This window comes from Pseudomonas cerasi (assembly GCF_027983475.1).
In the GTDB taxonomy this organism is placed as follows: Bacteria; Pseudomonadota; Gammaproteobacteria; order Pseudomonadales; family Pseudomonadaceae; genus Aquipseudomonas; species Aquipseudomonas cerasi.
The window spans coordinates 19,616-36,745 of record NZ_JAQJVM010000002.1; the positions used below are offsets into that span (position 1 = coordinate 19,616).

The following is a 17,130-nucleotide window of genomic DNA, read 5'->3' on the forward strand; positions in this document are numbered from 1 at the left end:
CCATAGCCAGCCACACAAAGAGGCTGGCACATAAGCTGCTTTGCAGGTTTACGCTTATCGCAAGGACATCCCACATGCGCGTCGTTTCACTTTCAGGCAGCCCCTCCCCAAAATCCCGTTCCGGCGTTGTGCTGGCCCACGCCAGCCGCTGGCTGCAGAGCCACGGCGTTGAAGTTACCACATTGCGCATACGCGACTTCAATGCAGAAGACCTGCTTTTCGCCCGTTTCGACAGCCCCCAGGTGCTGGAATTGATCGAAGCGGTCAGCCAGGCCGATGGCCTGCTGATTGGTACGCCGGTGTACAAGGCGTCATTTTCCGGCGCACTGAAAACCCTGCTCGACGTGCTGCCCGAGCGCGCGCTGCATGGCAAAGTGGTCTTGCCGCTGGCCACCGGCGGCAGTATCGCGCACATGCTGGCCGTGGATTACGCGCTCAAACCGGTGCTGTCGGCGCTCAAGTCGCAAGAAGTGCTGCACGGCATCTTCGCCATCGATACCCAGGTCAGCTACGACGACAACGAACAAGGCGGTACGCTGGACGAAGTTCTCACCGAGCGCCTGCATGAAGGGCTGGAACATTTCCACCACGGCCTGCAACGCCGCTTGCAGGCGCGTCACAAGCAGGCTGGCGGGCATTTGCAACTGGCGTTGTAGATCCGCGGAATAGCCTCGGCATCAATGCTCGATAAACAGCGGATACAACGAGGCCACCAACAGCGCTGCCATCACGCCGTTGAAAATACGTAACCCGAGCGGATCGCGCAGAACGTTGCGCAGCAAACTGCCAAAGCCTGCCCAGACGCCCACGCTGGGCAGGTTGATCAGCGCAAACACTGCCGAAATCACCAGCACATTGTAGAAGTAGCCCTGCATGGGGGTGTAGGTGCTGATCGCGCCGATCGCCATGATCCAGGCCTTGGGATTGACCCATTGAAAGAGCGCGGCGCTCATGAAACTCAGCGGCTTGCCCTGGCTGTCGACCTTATCGGACGCGGGCCCCGACGTGGCGATTTTCCAGGCCAGGTACAGAAGGTAGGCAGCGCCCACGTAGCGCAGGATGGTGTAGAGAACCGGCCAGGCCTTGAATACACTGCCCAGACCGAAACCGACGGCCAGCACCAGAACGAAAAAACCGACACTGATACCCAGCATGTGCGGCAGGGTGCGACTGAAACCGAAATTCACGCCCGAGGCCAGCAGCATCATGTTGTTGGGGCCGGGAGTAATGGAGGTGACGAACGCGAAGAGCGTGAACGCCAGAAGCAAATCGAAAGAGAGAAACATGCTGCCTGTCCGGATCAGTGAGTCAGGTACTCACCCTATCGAAGGCGGTGCAGGAAACACACGGACAGTTAAAGGCCAATTGCAGCAGTACAGTTTTTACGTAAAACCCTTTTCAGGCTGACTGTTAACCTTGTGGCTGCTGCCCCATGACCCCCAGGTCAACGCTGGTTTCGCCTTTTTCATCGAAGTCCCGCGCCTGCTGGATCTGCGGATCCGCCATCAATTGCGCCTTGCGTGCCTGATACTCATCAAATGACAGGCCGCGACGGTTGAGATCTTCAAGGGCCAGTTGATGGCTTTCTTCAGCACTGAACGCGCGCTGCTCGACAGCGTGGTGAGTGGAGCAGCCGGAAACCAGCGCAACAGTGAATGTCAGGACAAGCGCAAGGGCAAGCATACGGTTCATCAGGGGCCTCCGGTCGGCTTCATTTCAGGAATGAAGCAAGGTTACGCCTGCCCCTGACGCAGCAAAAATCATCCGCCGTGATAGTCGCTATCGACTGTTGCGAGCATTCTCGATCAACACCTCGCGCAACGCCTGAGCCGCCGCTGAAAGCTTGTGATCGGCGAGCATCATCAGCCCGATGCGCCGCTCGATCAGCGGCTCCACCAGCGCTACGCAGCAGGCCCCCAGTTCCTGCATCTGCCCGATGCACAGTGACGGCACCGCGCTGACGCCCAGACCATTGGCAACCATGCGCCCGATGGTCGACAACTGATGACTCTCGAACGCGACCGCCAGCTTGCCGTGGCGCGGCTCGATAGCCTGCTCCAGCAGCAAACGCACCGCCGACGGGCGTTGCAGGGCGATGAAGTCTTCACGCAGCAGTTCTTCCCAGGTGACCTCACACCGCTCGGACAGCGACGACTCCCGTGGCACCACGGCGACGAAGCGATCCATATAGAACGGGGTGAACGACAGGGCACTGTTCGACTCGGGCTCAAAGCCGATACCCAGTTCGACACGGCGATGGCGGACCATTTCCAGCACTTGTTCATTGATCACGTCATGCACCGCCACATTGACGCGCGGGTAGCGCCCGCGAAACACCTTCAAGGCCGCTGGCAGCAGGTTGCCGGCAAACGACGGCATGGCGGCCACCGATACCCGGCCCGTTTGCAGGGTAAAACGCTGACGCAGCAGTTCTTCGGTGTTGTCCCAGTCGGCCAGCAACTGGCGCGCCAGCGGCAACAGGGTTTCGCCTTCGGGCGTCAGACCGACGTTGCGCGTGGTGCGCGTCAACAGCTGCCCGCCAAGGTCCTCCTCGAGGCTCTTGATCGTCAGGCTCAAGGCCGGCTGCGACACGTTGAGTCGCTCGCCGGCCTGAGCGAAGCTCAGGTACTGCGCGACGGCCAGAAAAGCGCGAAGCTGCTTGACGTTCATATATTTGCTTTTCTTATGAATTGATCAGAAAAACAAAATTAACAAATCAGTCCTGCCGAGAGAAGATGCAGATCACCCGATCCTCCGGCAGTGCGACTGTCGGTCAACAACTACAAAAGGCGGATCATCATGGCTGGACTCGATAAACGAGTAGCGACCTACGAAGAAGCTCTTGCCGGGCTGACCGACGACATGACGGTACTCTGCGGCGGCTTCGGCCTGTGCGGCATTCCGGAAAACCTGATCGCGCAGATCAAGCGCATGGGCATCAAGGGCCTGACCGTGGTTTCCAACAACTGCGGCGTTGACGGCTTCGGACTCGGCATCCTGCTGGAAGACCGGCAGATCCGCAAAATGATTTCGTCCTACGTCGGCGAGAATGCCTTGTTCGAAAAACAGCTGCTCAGCGGCGAGCTGGAAGTCGAACTCACGCCACAAGGCACCCTGGCGGAAAAACTGCGTGCCGGTGGCGCGGGCATTCCGGCGTTCTATACCGCAACCGGTTACGGAACGCCGGTCGCCGAAGGCAAGGAAACCCGCCAGTTCAACGGCCGCAACGTGATTCTGGAAGAGGCCATTACCGGTGACTTCGCCCTGATCAAGGGCTGGAAAGCCGACCACTTCGGCAACGTTATCTATCGTCATACCGCACAGAACTTCAACCCGGTGGTGGCCACCGCCGGACGGATCACTGTGGTCGAGGTCGAGGAAATCGTCGAGCCCGGCGTGCTGCTGCCGACCCAGATCCACACCCCCGGCATCTACGTCGACCGGGTCATTCAGGGCACTTTCGAAAAACGCATCGAACAGCGCACCGTCAGAAAATCCTGATAGCGCAGCCTTGGCCGTACAACAATAAAGAGGCTTCAGACGATGGCACTTTCCCGCGAACAAATGGCTCAACGTGTCGCCCGTGAACTCAAGGATGGCTATTACGTGAACCTTGGCATCGGTATTCCGACCCTGGTGGCCAACTACGTGCCCGATGACATCGACGTCATGCTCCAGTCGGAAAACGGCCTGCTGGGCATGGGCGCCTTCCCCACCGAAGACACCATCGACGCGGACATGATCAATGCCGGCAAGCAGACGGTCACCGCGCGCATCGGCGCTTCCATTTTCTCGTCGGCCGAATCCTTCGCCATGATCCGCGGCGGCCATGTCGACCTGACGGTGCTCGGCGCTTTCGAGGTGGATATCGAGGGCAACATCGCTTCGTGGATGATCCCCGGCAAGTTGGTCAAGGGCATGGGTGGCGCGATGGACCTGGTGGCGGGTGCCGACAACATCATCGTCACCATGACCCACGCGTCGAAGGACGGCGAATCCAAACTGCTCACCCGTTGCAGCCTGCCATTGACCGGCGCAGGCTGCATCCGCAAGGTGCTGACTGATCTGGCCTACCTCGAAATCGAAAACGGCGCTTTCATCCTCCGCGAACGCGCACCGGGGGTCAGCGTGGAAGAAATCGTGGCCAAAACCGCAGGCAAGCTGATCGTGCCGGATGACGTGATCGAGATGAGTTTCTGAGTCAGGCGTCTTTGATGCGCCTCTCGTTGCCACACGCCTGTGTGGCCTGCGCAAAGGTATGACGCAGAGCGTCACGAAATGCATGCCAACGCGGAGAATTGGCACGATACTCGTTCCCAAGCTCCGGCCTGGGAACGCCGTTCTGGACGCTCTGCGTCCGCAATAGTCGGCTGCTTAAGTCACTCCCCGATAATAATTACAAAAAGAGGTGCCCCAGATGGCCGCCAACATAGAAGAAAGCCGCTCCGCCCGATTTGCCTTGCGCTGCGCCGCATGGGCTGAACGCTGGTTTCCTGACTCATGGGTATTTGCCGCATTGGCGGTGGTCATCGTCACGCTGGCGACGCTGGCCATCGGCGCACGCCCGGCCGAGGCTGCCAAGGCGTTCGGTGACGGGTTCTGGAGCCTGATCCCATTCACCATGCAGATGGCCTTCGTGGTCATCGGCGGTTACGTGGTCGCCAGCTCACCGCCTGCGGTACGCCTGATCGACCGCCTGGCCCGGGTGCCGCGCAACGGTCGTTCGGCCGTGGCCTGGGTGGCGCTGATTTCCATGCTCGCTTCGCTGCTCAACTGGGGCCTTTCACTGGTGTTCGGCGGCCTGCTGGTACGTGCCCTCGCCCGCCGCACTGACTTGCGCATGGATTACCGCGCAGCCGGCGCCGCCGCCTATCTGGGCCTGGGTGCGGTCTGGGCGTTGGGGCTATCGTCTTCGGCCGCGCAATTGCAGGCCAACCCGGCCAGTCTGCCGCCGTCGATCCTGGCGATTACCGGCGTGATCCCGTTCACCCAAACCATCTTTCTCTGGCAATCCGGGGTCATGCTCGCCGCGCTGGTGGTCATCTCACTGATCGTTGCCTACGCCACCGCGCCCGGCCCGAACAGCGCCCGCGACGCCAAGGCCTGCGGTGTCGACCCGGCCTTCAACCTGCCGCCACTGCCGCCTCGTACACGGCCTGGGGAATGGCTGGAATACAGCCCGCTGCTGATCATCCTGATGGTGGTGCTGGGCGTTGGCTGGCTGTTCAACGAGTTTTCGAGCAAACCGGCGATCACGGCGATTTCCGGACTCAACACCTACAACTTCCTGTTCATCATGCTCGGTGCTCTGCTGCACTGGCGGCCGCGCAGTTTTCTCGACGCCGTCGCGCGGGCGGTGCCCACCACCACCGGCGTGCTGATTCAATTCCCTCTGTACGGTTCGATCGCAGCGCTGCTGACCACGGTCAAGGGCGGCGATGCGCAAACCCTGGCGCATTACATCTCGACGTTCTTCACCAGCATTGCCTCGCACGACACTTACGCAATTCTGATGGGGGTCTATTCGGCCATATTGGGCTTTTTCATTCCGTCAGGTGGCGGCAAGTGGATCATCGAAGCGCCCTACGTGATGCAAGTCGCCAACGACCTGCAGTATCACCTCGGCTGGGCAGTACAGATCTATAACGCAGCCGAAGCCCTGCCCAACCTGATAAACCCGTTCTACATGCTGCCACTGCTGGGCGTACTGGGTTTGAAGGCGCGTGACCTGATAGGCTTCTCGTTCGTACAGCTGCTGGTCCACACGCCGCTGGTGCTGTTTCTGCTCTGGGCACTGGGCACCACGCTGGCTTATGTGCCACCGGTAATGCCCTGAATGGTTAAGCGTCGAACGCGTAGTCACGTTCGACCCGGCAGATTCGCGTGGTGAACGCCTGATACCAGCGCGAACGTCCCTGCTCGCGGACCTGGGCATGATCGGCCTGCTGTTTCCAGGCCAGAATCGCGGCTTCATCGCGCCAGTAGGACACGGTGATGCCCAGGCCGTCGTCACCGCGCGCCGACTCCACGCCCAGAAAGCCTGGCTGTTGTCGGGCCAGGCTGACCATGCGCTGCGCCGCCTCGGCGTACGCCTGATCATCGTCAGGCGTACGCAACGAGGTGAACACCACGGCGAAGTAAGGCGTGGCAAACCGCGTGGCCATCATGCCGGGTTGCTCAGGCAGGCGCGGACGAACGCGGCCACCACAGGAGGCGTCTGACCCTGCAACGCAGCTCGCTCGGGCTGGAACAGTGTGGCGACATAAAACGGGTGCCCCTGCAACTCCATGCAGCGCACTTCGCCCTCGAGACCGCGCCCACTGACTTTCAGGTGCTCGCCAAACAGCGCCGACTCCAGCTCGCGGCGCAGGCCGTAGCGGCAGTGATAGCGCTCTTCGATGTCGAGCCTGCCATAGGCTTGGGCAATCAGCGTGTCGGGTTGCAACTGGATCGCTGCCACCGATTCAACCAGCGAGCAACTGAGTGGCTCGATGATCACGTTTGCCGCATCCGGCGCCGTTTCGCCATGTTCGGCGTCTGCCCAGCCCAGCTGGTGGCGGGCATACTCGAGCAACGCGTGCTGAAAGCCTCCGCACGTACCCAGAAACGGCACCCGATGCTCGCGAGCGAAACGAATGGCCGTCAACGCGCCCTGCATATCCCGATACGGGCTGGCCGGAACACACCACAGCCCATCGAATTCGGCGAGTTGCGCACCGCTGCCGATCCGCGGCGTCGGCAACCATTCGAAACCGACCGGCACCTGCGCGGCATCCGCAGCTCTCTGCAAGGCCAATGGAATGGCCTGATGCGCAGGGACATCCGCACTGAAGTCGCCTATCAGACCGATCCGTATCCCGTCGCCTGTATTGTCTGCTTTGCCCATGCCCTGCTCCCTGTTTGATGTCGTATAGCCCGGGGGACTATAAACAGGCAGCAAAACCAGCAGAATGGGCGTTACAGCAATGCCTCGCGTGCAAGCGTGCACGGTTGCTCATTCAGTCACAGGCGTCAGCACCGGTTGCCCGGCGAAAAACGCCAGCAGGTTATCGTTGACCATCTGCACACTGTCTCTCGAAGCCTCGGGGGACAGGCCTGCCACGTGCGGTGTCAGCACAACATTATCCAGCGTCTTGAGCACGTCCGGCACTGTCGGCTCATCGTCGAACACGTCCAGCGCAGCCCCGGCAATCTGCTCATTCTGCAGTGCACTGACCAACGCCTGGGTATCCACCACGCTGGCGCGGGCAATGTTGACCAGAAACCCGTCAGTGCCCAGCGCTTCAAGCACTCGGGCGTCGATCAGGTGCTGCGTACCACTGCCACCGGGCGTGGCGATGACCAGAAAATCCGATGCGGCCGCCAGCGCCTGCGCTGTAGCATGCCAGGTGTAATCGCAGTCAGTGCGCGGCTTGCGATTGTGGTAACCGATGGCGATATCGAAGGCGGCTGCCCGCTTGGCAATCGCCAGCCCTACCGCCCCCAGTCCGACGATACCCAGGCGCTTGCCAGCCAGCGACGGGCGCACCACCTTGCGCCATTCGCTGCGGCGCACCGAGGCATCGGCCTGCGGAATGTCGCGTACCAAAGACAGCAGCAACGCCAGCGTATGATCGGCCACCGTGGCGGCGTTGACGCCTGCACCATTGGTCACGACGATGCCCCGCGCCTGTGCGGCAGGCAGATCGACCTTCTCGTAACCGGCGCCGCTTACGCAAATGATGCGCAGCTGCGGCAGTGCATCCATTTCCTCAGCGAAAAATCCCAGCGGCCCGCGTGTCACCACTGCGCTGATGCTCGGCCCGTGCATGGCAATCGCCTCGGCGCGCAGTTCGGCCGTCGGGGCGCGAATCAACTGAAAGCCGCTGCTTTCAAGAATCGGCAAATACGTGTCCAGGTTTTCGACCAGCACCAATACCGTTGTCATGCGCGCTCCCGCTCGATCAGCAAAACGTTGACCTTAACGCGACTCGACGCGCTTGTGCAGAGCCGCTGACGCCGGAACTGAAAAAAGCCTTCCCGAACACGCCGAGCATTCATAAAGTGGACGCATTTGCCGGACAGACTAATGCGCAAGCAGACTTGGCAATCAGCAGAGTGCGTTATGGTTGCGTGCAGTGACGCGACCAGTGGCTCTACGGTCTGGCGCGCAGGCTGCTCATAAAAACAGGCTTTCTCAAAAAACAAGGAAACACCCGCCCATGCAAGGATTTCCCACCACCCTGTTGAAAAAGACCCTTTTGGCTGCGGCTGTCATGTCGGGCCTGATGCTGTCGTCAGGCATGGCAGCGGCGGCGGACGCCCCAGGCAAGGTGCTGAGCGAGAAATACGGCCTGCCCTGGCCAGCGGTGATCGCCCATCGCGGTGCTTCGTTCGACGCACCGGAAGAAACCATCCCGGCCTACACCCTGGCGCGCGATCTGGGCGCGGACTACCTGGAAATGGACATCCAGCGAACAAAGGACGGCGTGCTGATAGCGCTGCACGATGACGTGCTGGAACGCACCACAAACATCGCTGACGTGTTCCCGACCCGGGTAAAAGACCCGGTCAGCACGTTCACTCTGGCGGAGCTCAAGCAACTGGATGCCGGCTCGTGGTTCAACAAGGCTTACCCGGACAGGGCTCGCGACAGTTACAACGGGTTGCAGATCCTGACGCTGGATGAGGTCATCGACATCGCCGAGGGCGGCGCCAACAAGCCGGGGCTGTACATCGAGACCAAGGTGCCGAACAAGTTTCCCGGTGTCGAAGCCGACCTGAAGAAACTGCTGGCCAAACGCGGCTGGCTCGAACAGCGCCCTGCGGCAGCGCCCGGCCATGTCAATGTCGCGCACATGCCAGGACGCTTGGTCCTGCAGACGTTCGAGAAGCAAAGCCTGGAACTGCTGCAGAAAGAAATGCCGAAAGTGCCCAAGGTCATGCTGCTGTGGATTGGCGAAGGCTCGATAGAGCCCAAATCCAGCGTCGCGTTCAAGGACTCCGGGGCCAAGGACAAGGCCAGCTATTACGCGACCCAGGAAGTCAAATCACCGCAGGAGTTCGAGCAGTGGATTGACTGGGCCAAGGCCCACGGCGCCATCGGCACCGGCCCTTCGTCGCAACTGGCCAAGGGTGGCGACCAGAGCTATATGGACCTGGTCAAACCCTGGATGAACAACCTGACCCACGAGAAAGGCATGGTGATCCACCCGTACACGGTGGACGACGCAGAGGACTTCAAGCGGATCAGCCATGATGGCGCGGACGGCTTCTTCACCAACCGCACCGCCGAACTGTTGAAGTTCTACGGGCGGCCAGCGAAAGAAAGCATTGAAACGATTCTGAAGCGTAACGGCTACTGATCCAGCGGCTGGCCGCATCCGGCGATGCGGCCAGTCAATCAGAAGTCGATAGTGCCCGACAGCTTGAGGGTACGAGGCTCGCCCTGAGTCAGATAACCGCCATAGGCGGACTCCCAGTAATCCTTGTTCATCAGGTTTTCGACATTGGCGCGCAGGGTCACGTCCTTTTGTGCAACGTTGAAGGTATAGCGTGCGCCCAGGTCGAAGCGGTTCCAGGTCGGGATGCTCAGGTTGTTGGCAGCATCGACATATTGCCCACCGGTGCGCAGCATGCGCGCATTGATGGCCGCGCCTTCGATTCCCGGAATATCCCAATCGGCACCCGCGTTGAACTGGAAGGTCGGCACACCCACGGCCCGATTGCCGTCGTTGCTGCCACCGTCCGTACCGCTCACCTCGGTGTCCATCAGGGTCAGACCGGCCAGGAGACGCAAGCCGCTGACAGGCTGGCCAAAGACGTTCATCTCCACGCCGCGGTTGCGCTGCTGACCGTCACGGACATAACGCGACCCGGTGCCTTCCAGAACCTGGTAGCCGTCAGCCGGTTGCTCGATGCGGTACACGCCCAGGCTCGCGCCGAATGTCCCCATGTCCAGCTTGACGCCCGCTTCCACCTGTTTCGAACGCGACGGCGCAAAAACTTCGCCAGGGTTGATGGTGACTGTATTTGGAGCCGTCGGACCTTGCGCCAGACCTTCGATGCGGTTGGCGTAGAACGACACATATTGCCAGGGCTTGAATACCACCCCGTAGACCGGCGTGGTGATCGCTTCGTCGTACAGCGCATTGCGCGGGCCGCTGCCGTATTCATACCCCTGGACACGCAATTGCTGGCGGCGCAGGCCTGCGGTCAGCAGCAGTCGATCATCGAAGAAACCCAATGTGTCGGAGAGCGCGACGCTGCGCATGCGGCTCTTGCCGACAATGCCGGGATCATTCAGATCGCCTGCGGTGAAACTGTCGAGTGCCGGGCGCTCCTGGGAGACAGGTTCGTAAAGGTTGTTGCTGGAGGTGCCGCCGAACAGATACGCACTGCGCTGCTCGGTCCAGATGCCGGAGAGCCCGAAGTTGACCTTGTGGCTGACCGCACCGGTCTGCAGCTTGCCGTTGATGCCGGCCATGGCGGTCTTGTTGTCTTCGTCGTGCGGGATGAAAGACGGTGCGGCCGTGGTGTTGCCCGCGGCATCGTGGACAGTTGGCGAGCCATATACGCCGACCTCGCGGGTGTGCTTCGCGCCCGCTGCGGCGTACAGCGTCCAGTCCTCGTTGAGATCGTACTCGGCACGGCTCATGCCGAAGGTGTCTTCGGTTTCGGTCCAGGTCCAGTTCGGCGCGTAATTGGTATCCGAGTCCGGAGCATGCGGCACGCTGGTCAGAGCGCTGTCGACAAACACCGTGTTGCGGCTCTGGTTGATGCGCTGCTTCTGGTAGGCAAAATCACCGGAAAGACGGAAGTTGTCACCTCGGTAATCAAGCCCCAGCGCGAACAGCTTGCTGCGATGCTCTTCGTCCTCGACACCGGTCTCGCCTTCGCGCTGCGACAGGTTGAGACGCGCGCCGAAGCGATTGCCTTCGCCGAAGCGCTGCCCCAGATCGAGATGCTCGCCGATCCGGCCGTCGTTGCTGATGTCGGTGGTGAAACGACGCGTCGGCGTATCCTGCGCGCGCTTGGGCTGCAGGTTCACGCCGCCGCCAATCCCGGAACCGGTGGGTGTCACGCCGTTGATGAAGGCATTGGGGCCCTTGAACACTTCAACGCGTTCCAGCGCATCGGCCGATATGATCTGGCGCGGCAGTACGCCGTAAAGACCGTTATAGGAAATATCATCGGTGGTCAGCTTGAAGCCGCGAATGACGAAGATACTTGAGGCGTTGGCATAGCCACTCGACTGACGCACCGATGCATCATTGAGCAGTACGTCGCCTACGGTTTCGGCCTGCTGGTCCTCGATCAACTGTTCGGTGTAGCTGCTCATGGTGAACGGCACGTCCATGATGTCGGCATTGCCCAGAACACCCAGTTGCCCGCCGCGCGCCACCTGCCCGCCGGCATAAACCGGCGCAAGCGCGTGAGGGTCGGACTTGTCGGCACTGATATCGGTCTCGCCCAGCACCACAGGGCCGTCCTGCCGAGTGGCAGCCTCTGCAGCGGCCCAGGCCGGAGATCCAATGGAACAGCAAAACGCGAGCAACGTAAGGCGCATCGGCAACGATGGTGAGTTCATCAATAGGTCCTGAAGACAGGTTGAACGAGATCGGAAGCAACCGTCCTGGACATCGCCGATCGGGTGGATGCGAAATGATATCAGATGTTACTGGTAATGCTTATCATTTGTTTAAACGTGAAAAGTGATAATCGAGCGGCGCCACACAAGCGTTACTGCGCCGGAGTGTCAGGCCCCCGGCACGCATGAGCTTCCGTGGCGTTGCGCAATGCTTTGAAACAGGTTGGCGACAGCCACAGGAGGGCGACTGTCGTGTAAGCTCACAGGCTATTGGTTTTCCCATCGAGAGGCCTATGCAGTCCACTTTCCGACGCTCGACCCTGGCAGCACTTCGTGGTTTTGCCTTGCAGAGCGATGCAATCTCCATTGTTCCTTCTGCCGCCGACTATCGACGCTGCCTGCTGGAAAGGATCGCTTCGGCCACCCGACGCATCTATATCATCGCGCTGTACCTCCAACAGGATGAAGCCGGCCAGGAGATTCTCGACGCGCTGTACGCCGCCAAAACCGCGAGGCCGGAGCTGGATGTGGTGGTGCTGGTCGACTGGTTCCGTGCACAACGCGGCCTGATCGGCGCCGGACGCCAGCCCGGCAACTCGACCTGGTATCAGGCGCAGAACCTCGAATACGATGAAGAAGTGCCGATCTACGGCGTGCCGGTGCAGACCCGCGAACTGTTCGGGGTGCTGCACCTCAAGGGCAGTGTGATCGACGACTGCGTGATCTACAGCGGCGCGAGCATCAACAACGTCTACCTGCACAAGCTCGACAAATACCGTCTGGACCGTTATCACCTGATCGAAAACGCGGCACTGGCCGACGCTTTCCAGAATCTGGTGCAGCGGGAAATACTCTCTTCGCCGGCCGTGCACCGCCTCGATCTGCAATCGCCACCCAGCTCACGCAGTTTGCGCAGCGAGATCCGAGCGTTTCGTGGCGACCTGAAACGCGCCGCCTATGACACCTCGGCGGGCGAAAAGGAAAACGGCGACATGCGGGTGATTCCGCTGCTCGGCGTCGGCCCGCGCAACAATCTCAACCGCGCCATCTGCGATCTGATCGCGTCGAGCAAGATCCAGCTGACCATCTGCACGCCATACTTCAACCTGCCGGTGGCCGTGACTCGCGAGATCAACCGGGCGCTCAAGCGCGGTGTGCAGGTCGACATCATCATTGGCGACAAGACCGCCAACGACTTCTTCATCGATCCGGATGAGCCGTTCAAGGTGATCTCGGCCCTGCCCTATCTGTATGAAATCAGCCTGCGGCGCTTTGCCCACAAGCATCAGAAGGCAATCGCCCAGCACCGCCTCAATGTGCACCTGTGGAAACACGGCGATAACACCTTCCACCTCAAAGGCATCTGGGTCGACCAGCGCTATACCCTGCTGACCGGCAACAACCTGAACCCTCGCGCCTTCAACCTGGACCTGGAAAACGCCTTGCTGATCGACGATCCAAAGGGCCGATGGAGCGAACCACGGGAAGCGGAAATCGCCCATTTGATGCGCAACACGCAGCGCGTCAACCAGTATGACGAACTCGACACCCTCGCCAACTACCCCGAAGGCGTACGCAAGTTTCTCAAGCGTGTCAGCCGCGTGCGGGTCGAGCGACTGTTGTACCGGATTCTCTGAGCCTTAAACGTGCGGCCGGCATGCCAGCCATAGTCAGGCGTGCCGGCGCCACGTATCCCTTGGCAAACGCCGAACAGTGGCCTTGCCTCAAGGCCGTTTGGCACCCAGTTGTTTCCACATCTTCTGCGTGATCTTGCGCCGGTTACTGTAACCGGCCCACGGGTCGTCCTTGAGCCGCTTCAAACGCTGCTCAAGGTTGGTGATGTCCCACTGCGCCGAGGACTTCAGACCCGCCAGCTCATCCAGCGCGATCGGCACCGAGACCGGCAACCCTGGACGGGCGCGGACTGAATAGGCAGTCACGGTACTGCCGCCGCGGCTGTTGCGCAGGTAATCGATGAAGATTTTTCCGACGCGGTTTTTCGGCCCCATGGTGGCGGTGAAGCGCTCCGGCAACTGACGGCTGGCAAACTCGGCGATGGCCTTGGCGAACGCCTTCACGGTGTCCCAGTCGGCTTGGCGCGCCAGCGGCACGATGATGTGCATACCCTTGCCGCCGCTGGTCTTGAGGAAAGCCTCCAGGCCCAGCTCCTCCAGTACGGCGAGCACCATTTGCGTGGCTTCGATCATGCTGCGCCAGGGCAGAGCCGGATCGGGATCAAGGTCCAGCACGAAATGGTCCGGCGTTTCGATCCTGTCACGCGTCGCCCCCCAGGTATGCAGCTCGATGGCGCCCATTTGCGCAGCACCGATCAGTGCCGGCAACGAATCTATTTCCATCAGCGCCGCATGCCCGGGGTCCAGCGCACGATCCAGTTGTCTGATGTGCGGGATCGCCAGATGCTCGGCATGCTTCTGGAAAAACTGCTCACCGTCGATACCCTCCGGACAACGCAACAGTGCCACGGGACGCTTGTTCAGGTACGGCAGAATCCAGTCGGCGATGGACTCGTAAAACTGCGCAAGTTCGATCTTGCCGGTGCCGGTCTTGCTATCGATGATGCGGTCCGGATGACTGACCCCGGTGCCCGCCACATCAACTTTTCCCTGCGCGGCCTTTTTGCGCGCCTGTGGCGCTGCCGTTTTGGTTGGGGTCTGGCTGGCTACTTTGGCAGGCTGAGCATCTTCACGCACCACGTCCTTGGCCGGCTTGTCGTTACGCAGCCCGACAAAGGCAGCCTGGCGGACAATGCCTTCGCGGGTCCACTGGGCGAACTCGGTTTCGCAGACCAGTTTCGGCTCCACCCACTGCACGCCACGCGCCTGGGACGCGGAGAGGTTTTTGGCCAGCGGTGAATCCTTGCGCTGCAACTTCTTCAGTTGTTTATGCAGTTGCTCAAGGCTCACTTCAGTGAACCCGGTGCCGACCCGCCCGGCGTAGACCAGCCCGTCCTCACCGGCATTGACCGCCAGCAACAAGGCACCGAACGCCGATCGGCTACCCTGCGGTGCCGTGTAGCCGACGACCACGAATTCCTGCCGCAAGCGACATTTGAGCTTGATCCAGTCGGCATTGCGTTTGCTGACGTACGCACTGCCGGCACGCTTGCCGATTACCCCTTCCAGGCCCATTGCCGCAGCACTCGCGACAATGTCCTGATGACCCGCCTGAAAGGCATCCGAATAACGCAACAAGCGACTTTTCTGTGCGTCGAGAACGTGTTTCAAGGCGTCACGACGCTGCTCAAGCGGCACTTCGCGCAGGTCCTCCGCGCTCAAAAACGGCATGTCGAACAGGTAATACAGAATGTCCTTGCTGTTCCCCGCGTCAAAAGCATTCTGCAGGCCCTGGAAATCAGGCAGTCCTTGCTCGTCGAGAACCACCACTTCGCCGTCGAACCAACTGTCGCGCAGCTTCATGCCCTTGAACGCCTTGACCAGCTCCGGCAGCCGCTCGGTCCAGTCATGCCCGTTGCGCGTGAACAGACGCACGTCATCGCCCTCAATACGGGTCAGCATGCGGTAACCGTCGAATTTGATTTCGTACAGCCAGTCACCGGCTGGCGGCGCCTCCACCAGCGTCGCCAGTTGCGGCGAAAGCGTGTCCGGGAAAGCCGATTTCGCTTTCCTGCGCGTCGGCTTTGCCGCTGGCGTCGGCGCTTTTGATTTTGATGTGGAGGCCTTGGCTTTTCCGTTTGCAGCACTGGCCGCGGACTTTTTCGGAGTACTGCGCTCTGCGCCCACATGAGCACCACTGATCACGCTTTGCGGCTGCTCCTGGGTAATGTCGTACTCGGCAGCAGGTCGCGCGATGTCATCCTTTTCCTTGATCAGCAGCCACTGTTCCTTGCTGCCGCTGCCCTTGAGCCGGGTACGCACCAGCGCCCAGTCACCGCTGAGCTTCTCGCCGACCAGGGTGAACTTGAGTTTGCCCTCCGCGTAGGTCTTTTGCGCATCGCCGTGCGGTTGCCAGACACCCCGGTCCCAGACGATCACATCACCGCCACCGTATTGACCCTGCGGGATACTGCCCTCGAAGCCGGCATAGTCCAGCGGATGGTCTTCGACATGCACTGCCAGGCGTTTTTGCGTGGGGTCCAGGCTCGGGCCTTTGGGCACGGCCCAGCTCTTGAGCGTGCCATCGAGCTCCAGTCGAAAGTCATAGTGCAGGTTCCGTGCATCATGCTTCTGGATCACGAAACCGAGCGCACCGGGCTGCGATTTGCCTTTGCCCTTGCGCTTGCTTTCGGCAGGCTCGGAGGTGATGGCGAAGTTGCGCTTGCGGGTGTATTCACTGGCGGGCTTGGCCATCACCGGTCACTCCGTAGGGCTCAAGAGGCTTTGCTGGTTTTCTTGCGCGCGGCGGGCCGCTTGGGTCTGGCACCGTCCTTGTCGGCCGGTTTTTCCTTCGTCGCAGGCTTGCTCGCCTTGCCTTTACTGGCACCACCCTTGCCCGCCAGACTGCGCCGCAGCAAGTCGGTGAGGTCGATGACATCGGCACTCTTGCGTTCTTCTTCGGCCGGATCGGACTCGACATCTTCGATCTCGCCTTCGTCTGCCTTGGTCTTGACCAAGTGCATGATCTTGTCCTGAAAGGTGTCGCGATACAGCTCAGGCTGCCAGTCGGCGCTCATGTCCTTGACCAGACGCTTGGCCATGTCACGTTCGCTCTTGTTCAACTTGGCGTCGGTCACCGCATCGCTCAGTTCCAGTGCGTCCAGCTCACGCACGTCGGCAGGCCAGCGCAGGATTACCATCACCAGCGCCGATTCCAGCGGCATGACCGCCGCCAGGTGTTCGCGGGTATGCAGCACCACATTGGCCAAGGCGACCTTTTTGGTATCGACCAGGGTTTCGCGCAACAACGCATAGACTTTCTCGCCGCGCTTGTCGGGGGTCAGAAAATAAGGTGTGTCGATGTTCTGCAGGGGGATCTGCTGACTGTCGACGAAAGCGAATATGTCGATGGTCTGCGTCGATTTGGGGTGCGCGGAACGAATTTCCTCCTCGCTGAGCACCACATAGCGATCCTTCTCGTACGCCACGCCCTTGACGATGTTTTCGCTGGTGACTTCCTTGCCAGTGACCTTGTTGATCCGCTTGTAGCCGACCGGGTCCATGCTGCGTTTATCGAGCCAGTCGAAGTCGACACTGGTCGACGTTGTCGCCGAGACCAGCGCGACGGGTATATGCACCAGCCCGAAGCTGATTGCACCCTTCCAGATTGCCCTTGCCATGGTCTGACTCCTGTTGATCCTGGAAAAGTGACAGGGCCGGCCGGAGAAAAGTTTCGACAGGCTGACGAGCGCCGGGAAACCTGCTGAGCCGGGCGAGTTTTTTATCGTGAAGAACCAACTATCAACGTTTTGGCTTCTGATAGCCGGGATGGGGATCCGGGTCGCATTACCGTCGAAGCCTCGTATGGCAAGGGTTTGCGCAGGACTCTACGAAGTTGCTTACTCCGCATATGCACTTAGGATCTAAAAATATGGTTTAACGTTCTTTTGCGGAATAAAAAAGACGTTCTATAAATGGCCCCACCCC

Annotated in this window: 15 protein-coding genes; 6 read left to right on the top strand and 9 right to left on the bottom strand. The window is 60.5% G+C overall.

Translation table 11 applies throughout. The features are described 5' to 3' along the window. Positions 1-74 precede the first annotated feature (74 nt). Entirely contained in the window at positions 75-656 is a 582-nt protein-coding gene (ssuE, locus tag PI739_RS09205; protein ID WP_003436439.1) for an NADPH-dependent FMN reductase, read from the top strand. Positions 657-677: 21 nt separating this feature from the next. Here the strand turns inward: ssuE and PI739_RS09210 are convergent, their stop codons facing one another. The 3 genes from PI739_RS09210 to PI739_RS09220 all read right to left on the bottom strand — a co-directional run bounded on the left by PI739_RS09210 (position 678) and on the right by PI739_RS09220 (position 2,670). Then, the gene (locus tag PI739_RS09210; protein WP_003370588.1) at positions 678-1,286 is read right to left on the bottom strand and encodes a LysE family translocator; all 609 of its coding nucleotides are present in this window, start codon (positions 1,284-1,286) and stop codon (positions 678-680) included. A gap of 124 nt (positions 1,287-1,410) precedes the next feature. Continuing rightward, positions 1,411-1,692: a hypothetical protein gene (locus PI739_RS09215; RefSeq protein WP_003436437.1), complete on the bottom strand. Its 282-nt coding sequence runs from the start codon at positions 1,690-1,692 to the stop codon at positions 1,411-1,413. 87 nt (positions 1,693-1,779) lie between these two features. Then, a complete protein-coding gene (locus PI739_RS09220; RefSeq protein ID WP_003436436.1) occupies positions 1,780-2,670 on the bottom strand; it encodes a LysR family transcriptional regulator in 891 nt (296 codons plus the stop codon). Between the two features lie 129 nt (positions 2,671-2,799). Here PI739_RS09220 and PI739_RS09225 point away from each other — a divergent pair, with 129 nt between their 5' ends. The 3 genes from PI739_RS09225 to PI739_RS09235 all read left to right on the top strand — a co-directional run bounded on the left by PI739_RS09225 (position 2,800) and on the right by PI739_RS09235 (position 5,836). Next, positions 2,800-3,501 carry a CoA transferase subunit A gene (locus PI739_RS09225; RefSeq protein WP_003391701.1) on the top strand — a complete coding sequence of 234 codons (702 nt, stop codon included), beginning with the start codon at positions 2,800-2,802 and terminating at the stop codon, positions 3,499-3,501. Between the two features lie 42 nt (positions 3,502-3,543). After that, entirely contained in the window at positions 3,544-4,200 is a 657-nt protein-coding gene (locus PI739_RS09230) for a CoA transferase subunit B (protein ID WP_003370578.1), read from the top strand. A 217-nt stretch (positions 4,201-4,417) separates the two neighbouring features. Beyond that, positions 4,418-5,836 (top strand): short-chain fatty acid transporter, encoded by a 1,419-nt coding sequence (locus tag PI739_RS09235; protein ID WP_003436434.1) that lies wholly within the window; start codon positions 4,418-4,420, stop codon positions 5,834-5,836. A gap of 4 nt (positions 5,837-5,840) precedes the next feature. Here the strand turns inward: PI739_RS09235 and PI739_RS09240 are convergent, their stop codons facing one another. The 3 genes from PI739_RS09240 to PI739_RS09250 form a co-directional block, all read right to left on the bottom strand. After that, positions 5,841-6,167: an antibiotic biosynthesis monooxygenase family protein gene (locus PI739_RS09240; RefSeq protein ID WP_024661476.1), complete on the bottom strand. Its 327-nt coding sequence runs from the start codon at positions 6,165-6,167 to the stop codon at positions 5,841-5,843. Further along, entirely contained in the window at positions 6,164-6,886 is a 723-nt protein-coding gene (locus PI739_RS09245; RefSeq protein WP_054081633.1) for a CTP synthase C-terminal region-related (seleno)protein, read from the bottom strand. Before PI739_RS09245 ends, PI739_RS09240 begins: the two co-directional genes overlap by 4 nt. Positions 6,887-6,994: 108 nt before the next feature. Then, the gene (locus PI739_RS09250) at positions 6,995-7,927 is read right to left on the bottom strand and encodes a 2-hydroxyacid dehydrogenase (RefSeq protein WP_044308573.1); all 933 of its coding nucleotides are present in this window, start codon (positions 7,925-7,927) and stop codon (positions 6,995-6,997) included. 274 nt (positions 7,928-8,201) lie between these two features. Here PI739_RS09250 and PI739_RS09255 point away from each other — a divergent pair, with 274 nt between their 5' ends. After that, a complete protein-coding gene (locus PI739_RS09255; protein WP_187809392.1) occupies positions 8,202-9,344 on the top strand; it encodes a glycerophosphodiester phosphodiesterase in 1,143 nt (380 codons plus the stop codon). Between the two features lie 38 nt (positions 9,345-9,382). Here PI739_RS09255 and PI739_RS09260 read toward each other — a convergent pair whose 3' ends face one another. After that, complete coding sequence (locus PI739_RS09260; RefSeq protein ID WP_046719227.1) at positions 9,383-11,569, bottom strand: TonB-dependent receptor; 2,187 nt, start codon at positions 11,567-11,569, stop codon at positions 9,383-9,385. A 293-nt stretch (positions 11,570-11,862) separates the two neighbouring features. Here PI739_RS09260 and pssA point away from each other — a divergent pair, with 293 nt between their 5' ends. Then, positions 11,863-13,206 (top strand): CDP-diacylglycerol--serine O-phosphatidyltransferase, encoded by a 1,344-nt coding sequence (gene pssA, locus PI739_RS09265; protein ID WP_003436422.1) that lies wholly within the window; start codon positions 11,863-11,865, stop codon positions 13,204-13,206. An 87-nt stretch (positions 13,207-13,293) separates the two neighbouring features. Here pssA and ligD read toward each other — a convergent pair whose 3' ends face one another. Together ligD and ku are read right to left on the bottom strand one after the other, a co-directional pair. Beyond that, positions 13,294-15,897: a DNA ligase D gene (gene ligD, locus PI739_RS09270; RefSeq protein WP_271351765.1), complete on the bottom strand. Its 2,604-nt coding sequence runs from the start codon at positions 15,895-15,897 to the stop codon at positions 13,294-13,296. Positions 15,898-15,917: 20 nt separating this feature from the next. After that, a complete protein-coding gene (ku, locus tag PI739_RS09275) occupies positions 15,918-16,823 on the bottom strand; it encodes a non-homologous end joining protein Ku (protein ID WP_003370557.1) in 906 nt (301 codons plus the stop codon). Between the last annotated feature and the right edge of the window lie 307 nt (positions 16,824-17,130).